The organism is Thermopolyspora flexuosa (assembly GCF_006716785.1).
Taxonomy (GTDB): domain Bacteria; phylum Actinomycetota; class Actinomycetes; order Streptosporangiales; family Streptosporangiaceae; genus Thermopolyspora; species Thermopolyspora flexuosa.
Window position 1 is genome coordinate 1,959,191 of the sequence record NZ_VFPQ01000001.1, and the last position, 20,085, is coordinate 1,979,275.

The 20,085-nt window shown below is 74.4% G+C and carries 17 protein-coding genes; 13 read left to right on the forward strand and 4 right to left on the reverse strand.

What is annotated here, in order from left to right; all coding sequences use genetic code 11:
- Window positions 1-67: 67 nt before the first annotated feature.
- The 13 genes from FHX40_RS08345 to FHX40_RS08405 all read left to right on the forward strand — a co-directional run bounded on the left by FHX40_RS08345 (window position 68) and on the right by FHX40_RS08405 (window position 14,505).
- Window positions 68-1,612, forward strand: a complete 1,545-nt coding sequence (locus FHX40_RS08345; protein ID WP_142259078.1) for a sugar ABC transporter ATP-binding protein — start codon at window positions 68-70, stop codon at window positions 1,610-1,612.
- Entirely contained in the window at window positions 1,609-2,745 is a 1,137-nt protein-coding gene (locus tag FHX40_RS08350) for an ABC transporter permease (RefSeq protein ID WP_142259079.1), read from the forward strand. The genes FHX40_RS08345 and FHX40_RS08350 overlap by 4 nt, the downstream gene beginning before the upstream one ends.
- Entirely contained in the window at window positions 2,742-3,737 is a 996-nt protein-coding gene (gene yjfF / locus FHX40_RS08355; protein WP_229789141.1) for a galactofuranose ABC transporter, permease protein YjfF, read from the forward strand. The genes FHX40_RS08350 and yjfF overlap by 4 nt, the downstream gene beginning before the upstream one ends.
- A 58-nt stretch (window positions 3,738-3,795) precedes the next feature.
- Complete coding sequence (gene araB, locus FHX40_RS08360; protein WP_170198765.1) at window positions 3,796-5,445, forward strand: ribulokinase; 1,650 nt, start codon at window positions 3,796-3,798, stop codon at window positions 5,443-5,445.
- 235 nt (window positions 5,446-5,680) lie between these two features.
- Window positions 5,681-6,328, forward strand: a complete 648-nt coding sequence (locus tag FHX40_RS08365) for an L-ribulose-5-phosphate 4-epimerase (protein WP_142261635.1) — start codon at window positions 5,681-5,683, stop codon at window positions 6,326-6,328.
- Complete coding sequence (araA, locus tag FHX40_RS08370; RefSeq protein WP_142259080.1) at window positions 6,325-7,830, forward strand: L-arabinose isomerase; 1,506 nt, start codon at window positions 6,325-6,327, stop codon at window positions 7,828-7,830. The genes FHX40_RS08365 and araA overlap by 4 nt, the downstream gene beginning before the upstream one ends.
- Window positions 7,831-8,036: 206 nt before the next feature.
- Window positions 8,037-8,234 (forward strand): DUF2795 domain-containing protein, encoded by a 198-nt coding sequence (locus FHX40_RS08375; RefSeq protein ID WP_142259081.1) that lies wholly within the window; start codon window positions 8,037-8,039, stop codon window positions 8,232-8,234.
- Between the two features lie 126 nt (window positions 8,235-8,360).
- Window positions 8,361-9,419 (forward strand): iron ABC transporter substrate-binding protein, encoded by a 1,059-nt coding sequence (locus tag FHX40_RS08380; protein ID WP_142259082.1) that lies wholly within the window; start codon window positions 8,361-8,363, stop codon window positions 9,417-9,419.
- 28 nt (window positions 9,420-9,447) lie between these two features.
- Entirely contained in the window at window positions 9,448-11,007 is a 1,560-nt protein-coding gene (locus tag FHX40_RS08385; protein WP_142259083.1) for an ABC transporter permease, read from the forward strand.
- Window positions 11,007-12,017, forward strand: a complete 1,011-nt coding sequence (locus FHX40_RS08390) for an ABC transporter ATP-binding protein (protein ID WP_142259084.1) — start codon at window positions 11,007-11,009, stop codon at window positions 12,015-12,017. The genes FHX40_RS08385 and FHX40_RS08390 overlap by 1 nt, the downstream gene beginning before the upstream one ends.
- Before the next feature lie 93 nt (window positions 12,018-12,110).
- Window positions 12,111-12,299 (forward strand): DUF5999 family protein, encoded by a 189-nt coding sequence (locus FHX40_RS08395; RefSeq protein WP_142259085.1) that lies wholly within the window; start codon window positions 12,111-12,113, stop codon window positions 12,297-12,299.
- A 157-nt stretch (window positions 12,300-12,456) separates the two neighbouring features.
- A complete protein-coding gene (locus FHX40_RS08400; protein ID WP_142259086.1) occupies window positions 12,457-13,308 on the forward strand; it encodes a DUF72 domain-containing protein in 852 nt (283 codons plus the stop codon).
- 78 nt (window positions 13,309-13,386) lie between these two features.
- The gene (locus FHX40_RS08405; protein WP_229789140.1) at window positions 13,387-14,505 is read left to right on the forward strand and encodes an FUSC family protein; all 1,119 of its coding nucleotides are present in this window, start codon (window positions 13,387-13,389) and stop codon (window positions 14,503-14,505) included.
- A gap of 8 nt (window positions 14,506-14,513) precedes the next feature.
- On the opposite strand, the gene FHX40_RS08410 is transcribed toward FHX40_RS08405, so the two are convergent.
- From FHX40_RS08410 to FHX40_RS08425, 4 genes are all read right to left on the reverse strand, one after another.
- Window positions 14,514-16,310 (reverse strand): sigma-54-dependent Fis family transcriptional regulator, encoded by a 1,797-nt coding sequence (locus FHX40_RS08410; protein WP_142259088.1) that lies wholly within the window; start codon window positions 16,308-16,310, stop codon window positions 14,514-14,516.
- 262 nt (window positions 16,311-16,572) lie between these two features.
- Complete coding sequence (locus tag FHX40_RS08415) at window positions 16,573-17,091, reverse strand: flavin reductase family protein (protein WP_211350211.1); 519 nt, start codon at window positions 17,089-17,091, stop codon at window positions 16,573-16,575.
- A 12-nt stretch (window positions 17,092-17,103) separates the two neighbouring features.
- Window positions 17,104-18,201, reverse strand: coding sequence for an LLM class flavin-dependent oxidoreductase (locus FHX40_RS08420; RefSeq protein ID WP_142259089.1), 1,098 nt, complete (start codon window positions 18,199-18,201; stop codon window positions 17,104-17,106).
- Between the two features lie 69 nt (window positions 18,202-18,270).
- Window positions 18,271-19,983: a CocE/NonD family hydrolase gene (locus FHX40_RS08425; RefSeq protein ID WP_142259090.1), complete on the reverse strand. Its 1,713-nt coding sequence runs from the start codon at window positions 19,981-19,983 to the stop codon at window positions 18,271-18,273.
- Window positions 19,984-20,085: the final 102 nt, after the last annotated feature.

Consider the following 20,085-nt stretch of genomic DNA (forward strand, 5'->3'; position numbering starts at 1 on the left):
GAGCGCCCCCGCCGGGCCGTACCCCCTCCCCGCCGTCCGAGAGCCACCGGAGAGAGGAAGCAGCCCGATGACCGAACCGGAGCCGATCGTGCGCATGCGCGGGATCGGCAAACACTTCCCCGGTGTCAAGGCGCTGGACGGGGTCGACTTCCGCCTGCTGCCGGGCGAGGTGCACGCGCTCATGGGGGAGAACGGCGCGGGCAAGTCGACCCTGATCAAGGTGCTCACCGGCGTGCACCCCGCCGACGAGGGGGAGATCGAGCTGGCCGGGCGGCCGGTGGCGTTCTCCAGCCCGCTCGCCGCGCAGCGCGCCGGGATCAGCACCGTCTACCAGGAGATCAACCTCTGCCCGAACCTGTCGGTGGCGGAGAACATCTTCGCCGGCCGCCAGCGGCGCCGGTTCGGCCTCATCCGGTGGCGCGAGCTGCGCCGCCGGGCCGCCGAGCTCATGGCCCGCCTCGACATCGACGTCGACGTGTCCGCGCCGCTGTCGGCGTACTCCCCGGCGGTGCAGCAGATGGTGGCGATCGCCCGCGCCCTCGACATCGACGCCCGCGTGCTCGTGCTCGACGAGCCCACCTCGAGCCTCGACGCCGGGGAGGTGGAGCGGCTGTTCCGCGTGATGCGGCGGCTGCGGGACGAGGGCATCGCGATCCTGTTCGTCTCGCACTTCCTCGACCAGGTGTACGCGATCGCCGACCGGATGACGATCCTGCGCGACGGGCGGCTCGTCGGCGAGTACCGCACCAGCGAGCTGTCCCAGGTCGAGCTGGTGGCGAAGATGGTCGGCCGCGACATCGAACGGCCCGCCGCGCCCGCCCGGGCCCGGCGCGGGCCGGAGACGAACGGCAACGGCAACGGCAACGGGCGGGCCGCCCGGCCGCTGGTGGAGGCCGAGGGCCTCGGCCGGTCCGGCGCGATCAACCCGTTCACCCTCACCATCCCCGAGGGCGAGGTGGTCGGGCTCGCCGGGCTGCTCGGCTCCGGCCGTACCGAGCTCGCCCGGCTGCTGTTCGGCGCCGACCACGCCGACACCGGCACGGTGCGGGTCGGCGGCGAGACCGTGCACCTGCGCTCGCCGCGCGCCGCGATCCGCCACCGGATCGCGTTCTGCCCGGAGAACCGCCGGGCCGACGGCCTCGTCGACGACCTCAGCGTGCGGGAGAACATCGTGCTGGCGATGCAGGCGGCCCGCGGCTGGAGCCGGCCGCTGCCCCGCCGCCGCCAGGACGAGCTGGTCGAACGCTTCATCGCCGCGCTCGACATCCGGCCCGCCGACCCCGACCGGCCGGTGCGCACCCTGTCCGGCGGCAACCAGCAGAAGGTGCTGCTCGCCCGCTGGCTGATCATGGAGCCGCGGCTGCTCATCCTCGACGAGCCCACCCGGGGCATCGACGTCGGGGCGAAGGCGGAGATCGAGCGGCTGGTCGCAGAGCTGTCCGCGCAGGGCATGTCCGTGCTGTTCATCTCCGCCGAGCTGGAGGAGGTGCTGCGGCTCAGCCACCGGGTGGGCGTGCTGCGCGACCGCACCCTCGTCGCCCGGCTCGACAACGACGAATCCCTCACCACCGACGCGCTCATGCGCGCGATCGCGAGCGGAGCGGCCTCATGACCCCGATCTCCTCCCCGCCGCGCGCCACCGGACCGGCCGCGGCGGCCGGCACGGCGCGGGCCGGGCTGCGGTCCGTGCTCGGCGCGGCCGCCCGGCACCACCTCGCCTGGCCGTGCCTGGTGCTGCTCGCGCTGCTCGGCCTCAACGTCGTGCTCACCGACGGCTTCCTCGCGGTCGAGCTCAAGCAGGGCCACCTGTACGGCGGGCTGGTGGACATCGCCCGGTTCGGCGCGCCCCTGATCCTCGTCGCGCTCGGCATGACCCTCGTCATCGCCACCGGCGGCATCGACCTGTCGGTCGGCTCGGTGGTGGCGATCGCCGGGGCGCTCGCCTGCCTGCACATCAGCGGCCTGGACGACCAGAACTCGGTCGCCGGGGTACTGACCGCGGTCGCCCTCGCGCTCGGGCTCGCCGTCCTGCTCGGCGTGTGGAACGGCCTGCTCGTCGCGGTCGGCGGCATCCAGCCGATCATCGCCACGCTCGTGCTCATGGTCGCCGGGCGCGGCGTCGCCCAGCTCATCACCGACGGGCAGATCATCACCATCAACAGCGCGCCGTACAAGCTGATCGGCGCCGGTTACTGGCTCACCCTGCCGTTCTGCCTCATCGTGGCGGCCGCGATCACCGCGCTCGCCGCGCTGCTCACCCGGCGGCTCGCGCTCGGCCTGTTCATCGAGTCGGTGGGCGGCAACGCCGAGGCGAGCCGGCTGTCCGGCATCCGGGCGCGCGGCGTGCTCATCGTCGTGTACGCGTTCTGCGGGCTGTGCGCGGGCATCGCCGGGCTGATGATCAGCTCGAACGTGTCGAGCGCGGACGGCAACAACGCCGGGCTGTGGATCGAGCTCGACGCGATCCTCGCCGTGGTCATCGGCGGCACCTCGCTCTCCGGCGGCCGGTTCTCGCTCGCGGGCACCGTGCTCGGCGCGCTGATCATCCAGACGCTCACCACCACGATCTACGCGATCGGCGTGCCGCCGGAGACCACGCTGCTGTTCAAGGCCCTCGTGGTGACCGCGGTCTGCCTGATCCAGTCGCCCGCGTTCCGCCGCCGGGTCTTCCGCCGCCGCGGCCCACGGGGCGGCGGCGCGGCGGCCGAGGCCCGCCGTGACGTCCCCGAGGAGGTGACCTCGTGACCGTCCAGGGCGCAACCACGGTACGGCGGGCGGCGCGGCCGACCATCCCGCGGGCGCGGGTGCCGGTGCTGGTGACCGCGGGCCTGCTCGTGGCGATGTTCGTCGCCGGCGGCCTGCGCTACGACGGGTTCGCCAGCGGCCAGGTCGTGCTCAACGTCTTCATCGACAACGCGTTCCTGCTGGTGATCGCGGTCGGGATGACGTTCGTGATCCTGTCCGGCGGCATCGACCTGTCGGTGGGCGCGGTGGCGGCGCTCGCCACCATGCTCGCCGCCACCCTGCTGCGGGACGGCTGGCCCGCCCCGGTGGTGTTCCCGCTCGTGCTCGGTGTCGGCACGGTGCTCGGGCTCGCGATGGGGGCGATCATCCACTACTTCGAGATCCAGCCGTTCATCGTCACCCTCGCCGGCATGTTCCTCGCCCGCGGGCTGTGCTTCACCATCGGCACCGACTCGATCCCGATCAACGACCCCGGCTTCACCGCCCTCGCCTACGGCCGCATCGACCTCGGGCCCGACCTGTGGCTGTCGCCGAGCGTGCTCATCGCCGCCGCCGTCGTGCTCGCCGGGGCGTACACGCTGCACCACACCCGGCTCGGCCGTACCGTCTACGCCATCGGCGGCAACGAGCAGTCCGCGCTGCTCATGGGCCTCCCGGTGGCCCGCACCAAGGTCGCGGTCTACACGATCAGCGGGTTCTGCGCCGCGCTCGGCGGGCTGCTGCTCGCCCTCTACATGCTCTCCGGGTACGGCCTGCACGCGGTCGGCATGGAGCTCGACGCGATCGCCGCGGTGGTGATCGGCGGCGCGCTGCTCAGCGGCGGCTACGGCAACCTCGCCGGCACCGTGCTCGGGGTGCTCGTGCTCGGCCTCACCCAGACGATCATCAGCTTCGAGGGCACGCTCAGCTCCTGGTGGACCAAGATCTTCATCGGCCTGCTGCTGTTCGTCTTCATCCTGCTGCAACGGATCATCGTCGGCCGCCGCGAGTGACGGCGGCCGGCGGCCCAACCCGACGGACATCGACCCCCGCCTGCTCCTGGAGTGTCATGTGAACGCTAACCATGAAGACCGGTACGTGGTCGGCGTCGACTTCGGCACGCTGTCCGGCCGCGCCGTCGTCGTCCGGGTGCGCGACGGCGCCGAGCTGGGCTCGGCCGTGCACGAGTACGCCCACGGCGTGATCGACACCGAGCTGCCGAGCGGGGTACGGCTCGGCCCGGACTGGGCGCTGCAGGCCCCCGGCGACTGGATCGAGGTGCTGCGCGTCGCGGTGCCGAAGGCGCTCGCGGTCGCGGGCGTGCCCGCCGAGCACGTGATCGGCATCGGCATCGACACCACCGCCTGCACCGTGCTGCCCGCGACCGCGGACGGCACGCCGCTGTGCGAGGCGTACCCGGACCGGCCGCACGCCTGGCCGAAGCTGTGGAAGCACCACGCCGCCCAGCCGCACGCCGACCGCATCAACGCGGTCGCCGCCCGCCGCGGCGAGCCGTGGCTCGCCCGGTACGGCGGCAAGCTCTCCTCCGAGTGGCAGTACGCCAAGGCGCTGCAGCTGCTCGAGGAGGACCCGGAGATCTACCACCTCGCCGAGCGCTGGATCGAGGCCACCGACTGGCTCGTCTGGCAGCTCACCGGGGTGGAGACCCGCAACATCTGCACCGCCGGGTACAAGGGCGTCTACCAGGACGGCCGCTACCCGGGCGACGACTTCCTCGCCGAGCTCAACCCCGCCTTCGCCGGGTTCACCGCCAAGCTCGGCGGCACCCCCGCCCCGCTCGGCGGCCTCGCCGGCCGCCTCACCGCCCGCGCCGCCGAGTGGACCCGGCTGCCCGAGGGCATCGCGGTCGCGGTCGGCAACGTCGACGCGCACGTCACCGCGGCCGCCGCCGACGCGGTACGGCCCGGCCAGATGGTCGCCATCATGGGCACCTCCACCTGCCACGTGATGTCCTCCGACCACCTCGCCGAGGTGCCGGGCATGTGCGGCGTGGTGCGCGACGGCATCGTGCCCGGCCTGTGGGGCTACGAGGCCGGCCAGTCCGGGGTGGGCGACATCTTCGCCTGGTTCGTGGAGAACTCGGTGCCCGCCGCCTACGCCGAGCGCGCCGCCGAGCTCGGCATGAACCTGCACGAGTACCTCACCTCGCTCGCCGAGCGCCAGCCGGTCGGCGCGCACGGCCTGGTCGCGCTCGACTGGCACAACGGCAACCGCTCGGTGCTCGTCGACCACGACCTGTCCGGGGTGATCGTCGGCCAGACCCTCGCCACCCGGCCGGAGGACGTCTACCGCGCGCTGATCGAGGCGACCGCGTTCGGCACCCGGGTGATCGTGGAGACCTTCGAGGCGTCCGGGGTGCCGGTGGAGGAGTTCATCGTCGCCGGCGGCCTGCTGAAGAACCGCTTCCTCATGCAGGTCTACGCCGACGTGCTGCGCCGCCCGCTCTCGGTGATCGGCTCGGCCCAGGGCCCGGCGCTCGGCTCGGCGATCCACGCCGCGGTCGCCGCCGGGGCGTACCCGGACATCACCGCGGCCGCCGCGGCGATGGGCAAGCGCACCCCCGAGGCGTACCTGCCCGACCCGGCCCGGGCCGACGTCTACGACCGGCTCTACGCCGAGTACCGCAGGCTGCACGACCACTTCGCCGACGGCGCGATGCTGCACCGCCTCCGCGCGATCCGCAACGAGGCCCGCGCGTGACCGGCCGCCTCGGTCCGGCGGCGGCGCGCCCGCCCCCGCGCCGCCCGGCCCGCCCCCATCCGCGCCGTACCGCGGCCCCGCGGTGGCACGGCGCGCACGCACCCCACGTGACGAGGAGAGAGAAGTGACGGAGAACCCCGACAAGGCCGCCGCGGCGCCGGTGGCCGGCCCACCCGCGGAGGAGGCCGCGGCGCGCGGCACGCCCGCAGGCGCGGAGTCGCCGGCGGTCGCGCGCATGCGCGAGACGGTCTGCGCCCTGCACGCCGAGCTGGTCCGCTACAACCTGGTCGCCTGGACGGCGGGCAACGTCTCCGGCCGGGTGCCGGGGGAGGACCTGTTCGTCATCAAGCCGAGCGGCGTGCCGTACGACGAGCTCACCCCCGAGTCGATGGTCGTCTGCGACCTCGACGGCAACCGCGTGTCCGGCACGTACACCCCGTCGAGCGACACCGCCGCGCACGCGTACATCTACCGGCACATGCCGCACGTGGGCGGCGTGGTGCACACGCACTCGCCGTACGCCTCGGCGTGGGCGGCCCGCGGCGAGCCGATCCCGTGCGTGCTCACCGCGATGGCCGACGAGTTCGGCGGCGACATCCCGGTCGGCCCGTTCGCGCTCATCGGCGGTGACGAGATCGGCAAGGGCGTGGTGGAGACCCTCACCGGCCACCGCTCCCCGGCCGTGCTCATGCGCAACCACGGCGTGTTCACCATCGGCGACTCGCCGCGGGCCGCGGTGAAGGCCGCGGTGATGTGCGAGGACGTGGCCCGCACCGTGCACCTGGCCCGGCAGCTCGGCGAGCCGCTGCCGCTCGCGCAGGACGACATCGACCGGCTCTACGACCGCTACCAGAACGTCTACGGACAGAGGGGATCACGGTGAAGATCTGGTTCCTCACCGGCAGCCAGGGCCTGTACGGCGAGGCGACGCTGGCCCAGGTCGCCGAGCAGTCCCGGCGGATCGCGTCGGAGCTGAACGCCGCCCTGGGCGCGGCCCTCGGCGACGGCATGGCGGTCGAGGTGGAGTGGCGGCCGGTGCTCACCGAGGCGGACGCGATCCGCCGCGCGTGCCTGGAGGCGAACGCCGACGACGACTGCCTCGGCCTCATCGCGTGGATGCACACGTTCTCGCCCGCGAAGATGTGGATCGCCGGGCTGGACGCGCTGCGCAAGCCGCTGGTGCACCTGCACACCCAGGCGAACCTGGAGCTGCCGTGGGGCACCATCGACATGGACTTCATGAACCTCAACCAGGCCGCGCACGGCGACCGCGAGTTCGGCCACATCCAGACCCGGATCGGCGTGGCGCGCAAGACCGTGGCCGGGCACGTCTCCGACCCGCACGTGGTCGCTCGCATCGCCGCCTGGACCCGCGCCGCCGCCGGGCGGGCCGAGCTCGCCTCGCTGCGGCTGGTCCGGTTCGGCGACAACATGCGCGACGTCGCCGTCACCGAGGGCGACAAGGTGGAGGCCCAGCTCCGGCTGGGCGTGTCGGTGAACACCCACGGCGTGACCGAGCTCGCCGACGTGGTGCACGCCGCCTCCGACGCCGAGGTGACCGCGCTGGTCAAGGAGTACGCGGAACGCTACCGCGTGGCGCCGGAGCTGCTCCCCGGGGGCGAGCGGCACGAGTCGCTGCGGTACGCCGCCCGCATCGAGGTCGGCCTGCGGCACTTCCTGAAGGACGGTGGCTTCCGCGCGTTCACCACGAACTTCGAGGACCTCGGCCCGCTGCGCCAGCTGCCCGGCATCGCCGTACAGCGGCTCATGGCCGACGGGTACGGCTTCGGCGGCGAGGGCGACTGGAAGACGTCGGCGCTGCTGCGCACGGTCAAGCGCATGTCCGAGGGCCTGCCCGGCGGCACCTCGTTCATGGAGGACTACACCTACCACCTGGTGCCCGGCGAGGAGCTCATCCTCGGCGCGCACATGCTCGAGGTCTGCCCGTCGATCGCCGCCGACGTGCCGAGCTGCGAGATCCACCCGCTGTCGATCGGCAACCGGGAGGACCCGGTGCGGCTGGTGTTCGACGCCGCGCCGGGGCCCGCCGTGGTGGTCGGGCTCGCCGACCTCGGCGACCGGTTCCGGCTGGTGGCCAACGAGGTGGACGTGGTGCCGCCGCCGCACCCGCTGCCCCGGCTGCCGGTGGCCCGCGCGGTCTGGCGGCCGCGGCCGAACCTGCGCACCTCGGCCGAGTCCTGGCTGATCTCGGGCGCCCCGCACCACACCGTGCTCACCGCCGGGGTCGGGGTGGAGGAGCTCAACGACCTGGCCGAGATGCTCGGCGTCGAGCTGCTCGTCATCGACGCCGACACCACGCCCCGCCGGTTCGCCGCCGAGCTGCGCTGGAACCAGGCCTACCACCGCCTCGCCCAGGGCCTCTGACGCGCCCGCGCCGCCGTCCCCGCCGCGCCGCGCCCGCGTCGGCGGGGACGCGGCGAGGTCACGCGCGGCCGGAGCGGCCGGCGGGCGGCCCGTGGCCATCGCCGCCCGCCGTGCCGGCCGCGACGCCGCAGGCGGGCCGGGGAATGGCGGGCGGGCGGCGGGGTAGGCGGGTCGGGTCCGGACGACCGCACAACGGGGGAGGCGACATGGCAGGCAAGCCGAATCCGATCCAGCTGCAGAAGCACCTGTCCGGCGTGGACTATCCGGCGAGCCGGGACGACCTGGTGAAGGCGGCCCGCGAGCACGGTGCCGACGAGCAGATGGTCGAGGCGCTGCAGAACATTCCGGACCGGCGGTACGACGGCCCGAACGCGGTGAGCAAGGCGGTCGCGAGCGGCCGCTGACCGCGCACGCGGACGCGGGTACCGCCCCTTCCGCTCCCGAGCGGGAGGGGCGTGCCGGTAAAGGGCGACCCTTGTGCCGATAGTTAGGTAAGCCTAATCTAAACTGTCGGGAGCAGGAGGTCGCCCATGTCCGTATTCCAGAGGATCGCCGCATTTGCGGTCGTCCCCATCCTCATGATCGCTTTGTCCGCCTGTGGCGGAGGCTCCGGCGAGTCCGACACGCCAAGCCCCGCCGGCTCGGGCGCCGCGAGCGGCGCCGGAGGCACGCTCACCGTCTACTCCGGGCGGAACGAGAATCTCATCGCCCCGCTCATCGACAGGCTCAAGGCCGCCACCGGCCTCGACGTCCAGGTCCGGTACGGCGACAGCGCCGAACTCGCCGCCCAGATCCTCGAGGAGGGTGACAATACCCGCGCCGACCTGTTCTTCTCCCAGGACGCCGGGGCGCTCGGCGCGCTCACCAAGGCCGGGATGCTCGCCACGCTGCCGCAGCCGATCCTCGACAAGGTCCCGGCCGCCTACCGCGCCGCCGACGGCACCTGGGTCGGCGTCTCCGGCCGGTCCCGCGTGATCGTGTACGACCCGCGGGAGGTCGAGGCCCCGCCGCGCAGCGTGTTCGAGCTCACCGACGCCAAGTACCGCGGCCAGGTCGGCTGGGCGCCCACCAACGCCTCGTTCCAGTCGTTCGTCACCGCGCTGCGCGTGCTGTCCGGCGAGGACCGGGCCAGGAAGTGGCTCGAGGACATGAAGGCGAACGACACCAAGACCTTCCCCAACAACAACGCCATCCTCGACGCGGTCGACAACGGCGAGATCCGGCTCGGCCTGATCAACCACTACTACTGGTACGAGAAGGTCGCCGAGAAGGGCGAGTCGGCCGTGCCGTCGAAGCTCGCCTTCCTGCCCGGCGGCGACCCGGGGGCGCTGGTGAACGTCGCCGGCGTCGGCGTGCTGAAGGCCTCGGCGAACGCCGCGGCCGCGCAGCGGGCGGTGGAGTTCCTGCTCGGCCCCGAGGCGCAGAAGTACTTCGCCGACGAGACCAAGGAGTACCCGCTCGTCGCGGGCGTGGCGACCGCGCCCGGCCTGCCCCCGCTCGACTCGCTCAACGCGCCCGACCTCGACCTGTCCCGGCTGGAGTCGCTGGAGCAGACCCTCACCCTGCTCCAGGACGTCGGCCTGGTGTAGGCCGGGCCGTACCGTCCATGGGTGAGGCATGATCGCCACCAGGTCGAAGGGGCGTCCCGCGCGCGGCACCGCGCCCGGGACGCTCCGGCGCGTCCCGCCCGCGCTGCTCGTGCCCGCGGCGGTCGCCGCCCTGCTCGCCCTCGCCCCGATCGGCTACCTCGTGGTGCGGGCGGGGGAGGGCGGCCTGGAGACCGTGCTGCGGGTGCTGTCCCGGCCCCGCACCCTCGAGCTCACGGTGCGCAGCCTCGGCCTCGCCGCCGTGGTGACCGCGCTGTGCACGGTGGTCGGGGTCTCGCTCGCCTGGCTCGTGGTGCGCACCGACCTGCCCGGGCGGCGGCTGTTCGGCGTGCTCGCCGCGCTGCCGCTCGCCGTCCCCTCGTACGTGGCCGCCTACACGTGGGTGGCGGCGCTGCCGCGGGTCGCCGGGTTCGGCGGGGCGGTGCTGGTGCTGACGCTGTGCTGCTACCCGTACGTCTACCTGCCGGTGGCCGCCGCGCTCGGCCGGATGGACCCGGCGATGGAGGAGGTCGCGCTCTCGCTCGGGCGGTCCCGGTTCTCCGTGGTGTGGCGGCGGCTGCGCCCGGCCGCCGCGGCGGGCGGGCTGCTCGTCGCGCTGTACGTACTCGGCGAGTTCGGCGCGGTGTCGATCATGCGGTTCGACGTGTTCACCACGCAGATCTACACCTCCTACCGGGCGAGCTTCGACCGCACCCCGGCGGCCGTGCTCGGGCTGCTGCTCGTGCTCATCACCCTGGTCATCGTCGCCGCCGAGGCGCGGACCCGGGGCCGGGCGGCGTACGCGTTCCGGGGCGCGGTCGCCCGGCGGCCGGCCGTGGTGCGGCTGCGGCTCAAGCCGCTCGCGCTCGCCTGGGCGGGCGGGATCGCCGCGCTCGCCGTCGGGTTCCCGCTGGTGAGCATCGGCTACTGGCTCGTCGCGGGCGCCTCGGCGGCCCGGCTGCGGCCCGGCGAGCTGGGGGAGGCCGTGGCCGCCACGCTCGCGGTCTCCGCGGCCGGGGCGGTGCTCACCACCGCGCTCGCCGTACCGGTCGGCATCATCGCCGCCCGGTACCGGGGGCGGACCGCGACGGTCCTCGAGCAGAGCGCCTACGCCGGGCACGCGCTGCCCGGGATCGTGGTCGCGCTCTCGTTGGTGTTCCTCGCCGTCCGGTACGCCGAGCCGCTCTACCAGGAGGCGCCGCTGGTGGTGATCGCCTACGCCGTGCTGTTCCTGCCCGCCGCCGTCGGGGCGGTGCGGGCCGCGGTGCTCCAGTCGCCGCCGGTGCTCGAGGAGGTGGCGCGGTCGCTGGGCCGTACCCCCATGCAGGCGGTCCGCGAGGTCACGCTGCCGCTCGCGTTCCCCGGCGTGCTCGCCGGGGCGGCGCTGGTGTTCCTCACCGCGATGAAGGAGCTGCCCGCCACGCTGCTGCTGCGGCCGACCGGCATGGAGACGCTCGCCACCCGGCTGTGGACCGAGACCGGGTCGGCGTCGTACGCCGCGGCCGCGCCGTACGCGGCGCTGCTCATGCTGCTCGCCGCGATCCCCGGCTTCCTGCTCGGCCACCGACCCGCCACCCGGGATGAGGCGTGATGCTCACCGTCACCGAGATCCGTAAGTCCTTCGGCCGCACCCAGGTGCTCGACCGGTGCTCGCTCACCGTGGAGAAGGGCAGCCTCGCCGCCGTGCTCGGCCCGTCCGGCTGCGGCAAGACCACGCTGCTGCGCATCATCGCCGGGTTCGAGCACGCCGACGCCGGGACCGTGACGATCGGGGACCGCGACGTCACCGCCCTGCCGCCGGAGCGGCGCGGCGTCGGCATCGTGCCGCAGGAGGCGGCGCTCTTCCCGCACCTGTCCGTCGCCCGCAACGTCGGCTTCGGCCTGCCGCGCGGCTCCCGCGAGCGGGTCGAGGAGTGCCTGGAGCTGGTCGGCCTCGCCGGGTACGGCGAGCGCATGCCGCACGAGCTGTCCGGCGGCCAGCAGCAGCGGGTCGCGCTCGCCCGGGCGCTCGCCCCGCGGCCCGGCGTGGTGCTGCTCGACGAGCCGTTCAACGCCCTCGACCGCTCGCTGCGCGCCGCGGTGCGCGACGACGTGCGCGCCGCGCTGGAACGCGCCGGGGCCACCGCGGTGCTCGTCACCCACGACCAGGAGGAGGCGCTGTCGATGGCCGACACGGTCGCGGTGATGCGCGCCGGCCGCATCGTCCAGCAGGACACCCCGGCCGCCGTCTACACCGCCCCGGCCGACCTCGGCGTCGCCACCTTCGTCGGCGAGGCCGTCGTGCTGCCCGCCCGCGCCACCGGCGAGACCGCCTCCTGCGTGCTCGGCGACCTGCCCCGGCGGTTCCCCGGCCCCACCGGCCCCGGGCACGTCGCGGTACGCCCCGAACAACTCGCCCTCACCCACGCGGGCGACGCCCCCGGCACGGCGGCCCGCGGGCGCGTCGAACGCCTGGAGTACTTCGGCCACGACGCCGCCCTCACCGTGCTGCTCGACACCGGCGAGCGGCTGCGGGTCCGCACCGGCGGGGACGTGCGCCACCGGCCCGGCGACCGGGTCGGCGTCGCGGTCCGCGGGACCGTGCTGTTCTTCCCGGAATGAGCCCGTTCAGCCGCTTACAAGAGGATTGCCAGCGCCCCGGTACACGATGACGGCGTAACGCAGACCGTTCGGCAGTACCGAGGAAGGTGCGTCATGTGCCGGCATCACCCCGCATGTCCCAGCGCGTACGCATCCGACCGCGCGGCCGCGCGCGTGGTCGCCACCCACCCCGGCCAGGGGTGGAGCCTGCTGTGCAACGGCGTCGTCCTGTTCGAGGACACCGGCCTGCTGCTCCCCGACGGGACCGTCGTCGCCCCGTCCCGCACGCCCGTCGCCGCCTGACGGAGCCGCCCGCCGTACGGCCATCCGGCCCCCGCACCCCAGGCGGTCCGGGAGGGCGGCGAACGCGGACCGGTGGCGGATCGGCGCGGGACGCCGAGCACGCGCGGGCGGCTCCCACCCCGGCGCGACCGTCCGCCGCCTCCGCTAGCGTCGGACCATGCGGCTTGCAGTGGGGTGCGCGATGTGGGCGCACACGCCGTGGCAGGGGCGGTTCCTGCCGCACCCGCTCGGCCCGGACGAGCGGCTCCGGGCGTACGCGAGCTGGTGCAACGCGGTGGAGGGGAACACCACCTTCTACGCCACACCCGACGCCAGGACCGTGGCGTCGTGGGCCCGGCAGACCGGCGAGGACTTCGGGTTCCTGCTGAAGCTGCCCCGCACGGTCACCCACGAGCGGCGGCTCGCCGGGGGAGAGGCGGAGCTGCGCGCGTTCCTCGACGCGATCGATCCGCTCGGGCCGCGGGTCGCGGCGCTGTGGGTGCAGCTGCCCGGCTCGTTCGGGCCGGGCGACCTTCCGGCGCTCGCCGCGTTCCTGCGCACGCTGCCGCGCACCCACCGGGTCGCGGTCGAGGTACGGCACCCGGCGTTCTTCACCCAGGAGCGGGCCGCGCGGCTGCTCGAGGGGGTGCTGCGCGGGGCGCGGGCCGAATGGGTGCCGTTCGACACCACCGTGCTGTTCGCCGAGCGGCCGGTCACCGACGCCGAGCGGGAGGCCTGGACCCGCAAACCCCGGCTGCCGCGCCGGACCCGCGCCCTCACCGACCGGCCGTTCGTCCGCTACATCGGCCGCGACGACGCCGAGCGCACCGCCGAGGGCTGGCGGCCGTGGATCGAGGTGTTCCGCACCTGGCTGCGCGAGGGGCGCAGCCCGACCATGTTCATCCACACCCCCGACAACGCCGACGCGCTCGCGCTCGCCCGCCGCTTCCACGACGAGGTGCGGGCCGGGTTGCCCGAGCTGGAGCCGCTGCCCGAGCCGATGCCCGCCGCGCCGCCCACCCTCTTCTGAACGCTCCCCGCCGTTCGCCGGCCCGGGCTCCGGGTATCCCGCATGGACGTACGGATCAGGGGCGACCGGGGGACGCGGGTGAGGATCGAGCCGGGGGAGCTGCGGGCGCGGGGCCGGGCCCGGGCGCGCCGCGAGCTCCGCCGCCGGTGGGCGCGGCTCGCCGCGACGGCGCCGACGATCATCCAGTGCGCGGTCGCCGCCGGGCTCGCCTGGCTCGTCGCCAACGACCTGCTCGGCCACCCCAGGCCGTTCTTCGCGCCAGTGGCCGCGGTGATCTGCATCGGGGTCGCGTCCGGGCGGCGGCTGCCCCGGCTGGTGGAGCTGATGGCCGGGGTGAGCCTCGGCGTCGGCGTGGCCGACCTGCTCGTGCTGCGCATCGGCTCCGGCGCGTGGCAGATCACGCTCGTCGTGGCGCTGGCGATGGCCGTCGCGGTGTTCCTCGGCACCGGGACCCTCATCACCATCCAGGCGGCCTCGTCCGCGGTGCTCGTCGCCACCCTGCTGCCGCCCACCGGCAGCGGCGGCCTCTACCGGATGATCGACACCTTCGTCGGCGGCGTGCTCGGCATCGTCGCGGTCGCGCTGCTCCCGCCCGACCTGATCGCCGCCACCCGCCGCGACGCGCGGGAGATCTTCGACGCGCTCGCCGACACCCTCACCGAGACCGCCCGCGGCATGGCCGAGCGCGACCCGGCCCGGGTGTCCGCCGTGCTCGACGAGGCCCGCGCCGGGCAGCGGGCGTTCACCCGGTTCACCGCCGGGCTCACCGCGGCCCAGGAGGTCGCCAGGATCTCCCCGCTGCGCCGCCGCCACCGGCGCGCGCTGCACCGCTACGCGGCCGCGAGCGTCCCCCTCGACCGCGCGCTCGGCAACGCCCGGGTGCTCGCCCGCCGTACCCTCGCCGCGATCTGGGCCGGCGAGCCGATCCCGCCGGCCCTCCCGGACGGCATGCACCGGCTCGCCCGCGCGGTGCGGCTGCTCCAGGCCGACCTGGAGCGCTCCCGCGACCCGGAGGAGGTACGGCGCGCCGCGCTCGCCGCGGCCGAGGTCACCAGCGGCCTGCCGCCCGGCGGCACCGGGTTCTCCGCCCACGTCGTCACCGCCCAGCTCCGCTCGATCGTCGTCGACCTGCTCATGGCCACCGGCATGGACAACGCCGACGCGACCGCCGCGCTGCCGCCCCTCCCCGGGCGCTGACCGGCGGATCAGTACAGCTCGTACCGCTTGAGCTTGCGGTACAGGGTGGCCCGGGAGATGCCGAGCTGCCGGGCGACCGCGGACCGGTCGCCGCCGGTACGGCGCAGCGCCTCGGCCAGCACGTGCCGCTCGGCCGCCCGCACCTCGTCGAGCGGGTTCGCCCCGCGGGACCGCCGGTGCCGGGCGGGCAGGTGCGGCAGGTCGATCACCGGGCCGCAGGCGTGCACCCGGGCGGTGGCGAGCACCTGGACGAGCTGCCGCACGTTGCCCGGCCAGTCCTCCGCGGTGAGCGCGGCGAGCGCGCGCGGGGTGAGCTGGGGCGGCTGCTCGCCCGGGTCGCACAGCTCGGCGAGGACGGCCTGGCACAGCTCGGCGAACTCGTCCCGGCGCCGCCGCAGCGGCGGCACGGTTAGCGTCACCGGGAAGCTCTCCAGCAGCAGCACCGCGGCGCTGTCCTCGCCGTCGTCGCTCGTGGTGCCGACCACCCGGGCACGGGCCCGGGACACCAGGTCGGCCACCGCGGTCATCAGCCCGGCCGGGACGTCGGCGACGTGGCGCAGCAGCACGGCGCGGCCCGGGTCGGCGAGCGCCTCGGCGAGGCGGCGCAGCCACCCGTCCGGGTCGAGCCGGGCGCACGCGGCCTCGAACTCGGCCACCCCGCCGGGCGGGTCGAGGGTGCGCAGCGTGGCCAGCGCCTCGTGCCGCTTGCCGCAGCCGCGCTCGCCGGTGAGCAGCAGCGGCCGGCCCGCGCGCAGCGCCCGCGCCAGCCGGTCCCGGAACTCGGTGGCCGTGCCGTACCCGGCCGTGCCGGTCTCGAGGGCCGGTACGGCGCCGCGGTCGCCGCCGTCGAGCGGCCGGAGCACGAGCACCGCGGCGAACTCGCCCTTCGGCTGGGGGACCGGGTGCACCCGGACCTGCACGGTGCGGCCCGAGCTGAGGTCGCGGCGCACCGTGCGCTCCCGTGAGCCGCACTCCTCGGCGAGGTTGCGCAGCAGCTCCTCGTCGGCCTCCCGCACCAGCGCCCGCGCCCGGGTGCTCACCACGAACAGCCGGCGGCTCACCGCGACCACCACGCCGCGGTGGCGGCGCTCGGCCGCCGAGTACGCGTCGAACAGGGCCCGCTCCCCGTCGGTACGGCTCGCCAGCAGCTGGGTCTCGATCGACCGGCCGATCTCCACCACGAGCGGGAGCAGCGCGGCCGAGCCGTACTCGCGCAGGCAGTGCACGCCCAGCGACCCGGCGTACCGCTTGGTGAACGGGTCGCGGATGATCACGCCGGTGGTGGTGAGGATCTCGGAGTCGGTGCGGAAGTGCTCGGTGCCGGAGATGATGAACGCCTGCTGGGTCTCGTGGGCGCAGCCGAGCCCGTTCGTGCCCATCAGGTCCTCGGCGAAGCACATGCCCGGCCGCAGGTTCTGCCGGTGCACCCGCCACGCGGTCGGGAAGTCGCCGACCGCCACGGTGAGCAGCCGGCAGGCCCGGTCGGCGAGGAACCCCCAGCAGCTCAGGTCGGCGATCTCGTCCTTGAGCCGGTTCATGATCGGCTGGGCGACGGCGGCGAACCGGGAGTGCGCGGGGAAGTCGAAGTCGTCGTCGATCACGTACTCGCGGGCCTCGGGATCGACCCCGGCGAGCATCGAGCGCCGCCACGAGGCGACCACCTCCGGCCGCACCTCGGGGAAGTCGGCCGGGTCGAGGGTGCGCGGGTCGCGGCTCAGCGCCCTCAGCTTCGCCGCCCGCACGCGCTCCCATTCGGCGGCGGTCCGCGGAACCGGCGGGCCGCCGGGCGGTGGCGATACGGGCATCAGGTCGCCTCCCGACGCGGGTCTGCCATCGGCCGCTCGCGACCGTGCGGGGCCCGCCGTCCGCGAGCGCCCTCATCGTGCACCAGCGTCCGGCGGCGGGACCAGACCGGTTTCCACATTCCGGCAGACCTCCCGACGCCGGTCATGACCGGCGCAGGCTCGGCGGGTGAAGTGGGGCGGTGGCCGCCGGAGTGCCGCGGCTCCGGCGGCCGGGCCGCCCGCGAGCCCGCCCGGCCGCACGGTCACCCTTGGCCGGGCGCGCTCATCCGGACACCTCCGGCAACGCCGCCGGCGTGCCGAAGGTCCGCCTGTGGTAGACCAGCGGCGCGTCGCCGGTGGTCTCGGCGGCGACCACGTTGCCGAGCACGATGAGGTGGTCGCCGCCGTGCGCGAGACCGGCGACGGTGCAGCCGACGAAACCCGCCGACCCGGGGATGCGCGGCACCCCGGCGTGCGGCTCCCAGGCCACCCCGGCGAACTTCGCCGCGCCGCCCTTGGCCGCGAACCGCCGGGCCAGCCCCGCCTGGCCGGCGCCGAGCAGGTTGAGCCCGAACCGCCGGGTCCGGCGCACCAGCGCCAGCAGCTCGGAGGTGCGGTCGAGGGCGACGAGCACCATGGGCGGGTTCATCGACAGGGAGGCGAACGCGCTCACCGTGGTGCCGTGCGGCAGCCCGCCCTCGAGGCCGGTCATCACCGCGACGGGCGCGCACACGGCGGCCATCGTCTCCCGGAACGCTGCGGCGACGCCGGGGTCCGCGCCGCCGCGGGCGGGGCCGGTCACCTCGGCCGCCCGCTACGCGAGCACCCGCACCGGGCCGCGGCGCATCGACCGGGCCTTGGGCAGCACCTCGCGGGCGAACAGCTCCAGGCTCGCCCGCGCCTGGTCGTACGGCATGCCGCCGAACGACGGCGCGAGGGAGAGCTCGAAGTCGCCGAGCACGTCCCGGATCGCCTCGATCTGGCCGAGGATGCGCTCCGGGCTGCCGTACAGCGCGGCCGCCGCGTAGTCGTTCGCCGCCTTCTCCAGGCCGATCGAGCGGAAGTACTCGGCGTTCGCCGCGTACCGCTCGTGGCCCTTGAGCCCCTTGAAGTGCTCCCCGGCCATCTCGTAGTGCTCGACGTTCGCCATGAAGAACCGGGTGACGTACTCGAAATGCCGCTCGCGGGCGAGCTCGTCGTCCTCGTGGCAGTACATGTTCACGCTGAGCGCGATCGGCGGCGCGGGCTCGCCGTGCTCCCGCTCGTACAGCTCCCGGTACCTGGTGAACGTCGGCATCAGGTCCGGCACCGGCTTGGTGATGAACGACATCATCTTCGCCTTGAGCCTCGCGGCCATCGCCACCGAGTCCGGCGACCCGGCGACACAGTACCGGCGGCCGTGGAAGGTGCCGCGCGGCCGCGGCCGCAGCACCGCGCGCGGCTGCGGGTAGTACGGCCCGGCGCCCTCGATCACGCCGGTCTCCAGCGCCTCGAAGATCATCGGTGCGGCCTCGTCGAACCGGTCCCGGGTCTCCTCCAGCGGGATGCGGAACGGCACCATCTCCTTGCGGGAGAGCCCGCGGCCCACGCCGAGCAGCAGCCGCCCGCCCGAGATCGTGTCCACCATGAGCGCCTTCTCGGCGACCCGCAGCGGGTCGTTCCACGGCAGGATCACCGCGGCGGTGCCGAGCAGGATCCGCGAGGTACGGCCCGCCAGGTGGGCGAGCACGAGCAGGTTGTCGGGGCAGACGGAGTAGTCCTCGAAGTGGTGCTCGACCGCCCAGACGCTGTCGTAGCCGAGCTTGTCGGCGAGCACGGCGATGTCGAGCTCGTTCCGGTACATCTCCTCGTCGGAGACGCCCGGCCGGAGCGTGGCGAAGCCGAGGTTGATCCCGATGTGGAGCTGCTGCAACGCTGATCCGCCTTTCTCACGGGTTCAGGTCGGAAGGCGCGCGCCCGGCGGGGGCCGCGGCGCCGGCGGTCAGTCCGCCGGGATCACCGGCAGCCGGATGGCGCTGGGGCGTGCGGGGCCGAAGAAGACGCGCTGGGTGGCGGTGACGAAGTCGTCCTCGGTGACCTCGCCCGCCGGTTTGCCGCTGCCGGAGTTGCGGTCGTAGCAGGGGAAGTTGGAGCTGGCGATGTCGACGCGGATGCGGTGCCCCGCCTTGAACACCTGGCTGGTCGCCCCCAGGTCGATCGTGTACTCGTACACCTCGCCCGGCACGATGGGGCTCGGGTTGTCCATGCCGTTGCGGTAGCGGGCGCGCACGATGCCGTCGGCGATGCCCATCGCCCGGCCGTCCGGGTGGACGTCGATGAGCTTGGCGGTGAAGTCGGTGTCGGCGGCCGAGGTCGCGGCGAACAGCCGTACGCTGAGCGGGCCGGTGACCTCGACGTCGTGCTCGAGCACCGGGCCGACGAAGCGCAGGATGTCGGTCCGGCCGTCGAGCACCCGCTGGTCCCGGGAGCCCGGCTGGTAGCTCAGCCCGCCGTCCGGGCTGCCCGCCATGAGGATCGCCCCGCCCACGGTCGGCACCGGGTCGTGCGGGTCGTGGACGTACTCCAGCGACCCCTCGGCGGGCATCTCGCGGCCGAGCGTGCCGTCCGGCCCGAGGTACCAGGTCTGCCAGTCGGTGCGGGCGAGCGGCCACTCGTTCTCCACCCGCCACCGGCCCGCACCCATCACGTAGATCTGCACCGGGGGCAGCGTGGTCGGGGTGCCCGCGATGCTCTCCCGGAGGAAGCGCAGCTGCTGCTCCTCCAGGCCGATCGCCTGGGCCGAGCCGTTGGCGTAGAACACCTCGCCGGTGACGCCGGACTCGTCCCCGTGCGCCCAGGGGCCGATGATCAGGTGCTGGTTGCGGGCGGTCTCCGGGTCGGCGTTCGCGACGATCGTGGTGTAGTTGTCGATCGTGCCGCGCAGGAACAGGTCGAACCATCCGCCGATGTGCAGCCCGGGCACGGCGGTGCGGGCGCGGTGCCGGGAGTAGCCGATGCGCCGCCAGTACTCCGGGTCGTTCTCCTTCTCCAGGAAGGTGCGCCAGCTCGGCAGCACGTCGCTCACCGCGGGCCGGTCGATCAGCGGCAGCGCCCGGTAGGCGGCGGGGATGTCCGCCGACAGCCGGCCCAGCGCGGCGAACCTCTCCGCCACGTCCTCGCCGCGGGCGGCCGCCTCGCCGAGCGACTGCGCGGCCTTCAACATGTGCCAGGCGAGGGACTGCCCGAGCTGGAAGGCGCCCTGCCGGTAGGCGAGCCCGTCCCGGTAGTCGTCCGGGGCGACGATCGGCACGATCGCGCGCAGCCCCTGCGGCCGGTGGCCGCTCACCGCGAGCTGGCACATGCCCAGGTAGGACATGCCGAACATGGCGACGTTCCCGTCACACCACGGCTGCTTGACCAGCCACTCGATGGTGTCGAGGCCGTCGTCGGTCTCGTTCTCGAAGGTGCGCAGCTCGCCGTCGGAGCCGCCGGTGCCGCGGCAGTACTGCACCATCACCGTGAACCCGGCGTCGAGCAGCGGCAGGATCGGGAGCGTGCGCGTCATCGGCTCGCCGTACGGGGTGCGGACGAGCAGCACCGGCCGCGGTGCGCCGTCGACGCGGTGGACGACCCCGCGGAGCCGCAACCCGTCCCGCATGGGTACCTCGACCCGCTCGAGCACGGCGGTGTCCACTCGCTGTGGCGTTCCTGCCATGGGTGACCTCTCGCTTCCTGACTGCCGCCGTAACGGCGGCCCCTGTTCGGTACGGTACGAACGGATTTTTCCGATCTAAGTCTCATTTGTGAGACACCCCGG

Bases quoted from the DNA above. Each gene is read 5' to 3' on its own strand.
- FHX40_RS08345 (WP_142259078.1), top strand. From the start codon at position 68: ATGACCGAACCGGAGCCGATCGTGCGCATGCGCGGGATCGGCAAACAC.
- FHX40_RS08350 (WP_142259079.1), top strand. From the start codon at position 1,609: ATGACCCCGATCTCCTCCCCGCCGCGCGCCACCGGACCGGCCGCGGCG.
- FHX40_RS08365 (WP_142261635.1), top strand. From the start codon at position 5,681: ATGCGCGAGACGGTCTGCGCCCTGCACGCCGAGCTGGTCCGCTACAAC.
- FHX40_RS08375 (WP_142259081.1), top strand. From the start codon at position 8,037: ATGGCAGGCAAGCCGAATCCGATCCAGCTGCAGAAGCACCTGTCCGGC.
- FHX40_RS08380 (WP_142259082.1), top strand. From the start codon at position 8,361: ATGTCCGTATTCCAGAGGATCGCCGCATTTGCGGTCGTCCCCATCCTC.
- FHX40_RS08385 (WP_142259083.1), top strand. From the start codon at position 9,448: ATGATCGCCACCAGGTCGAAGGGGCGTCCCGCGCGCGGCACCGCGCCC.
- FHX40_RS08390 (WP_142259084.1), top strand. From the start codon at position 11,007: ATGCTCACCGTCACCGAGATCCGTAAGTCCTTCGGCCGCACCCAGGTG.
- FHX40_RS08395 (WP_142259085.1), top strand. From the start codon at position 12,111: ATGTGCCGGCATCACCCCGCATGTCCCAGCGCGTACGCATCCGACCGC.
- FHX40_RS08400 (WP_142259086.1), top strand. From the start codon at position 12,457: ATGCGGCTTGCAGTGGGGTGCGCGATGTGGGCGCACACGCCGTGGCAG.
- FHX40_RS08410 (WP_142259088.1), bottom strand. From the start codon at position 16,310: ATGCCCGTATCGCCACCGCCCGGCGGCCCGCCGGTTCCGCGGACCGCC.
- FHX40_RS08425 (WP_142259090.1), bottom strand. From the start codon at position 19,983: ATGGCAGGAACGCCACAGCGAGTGGACACCGCCGTGCTCGAGCGGGTC.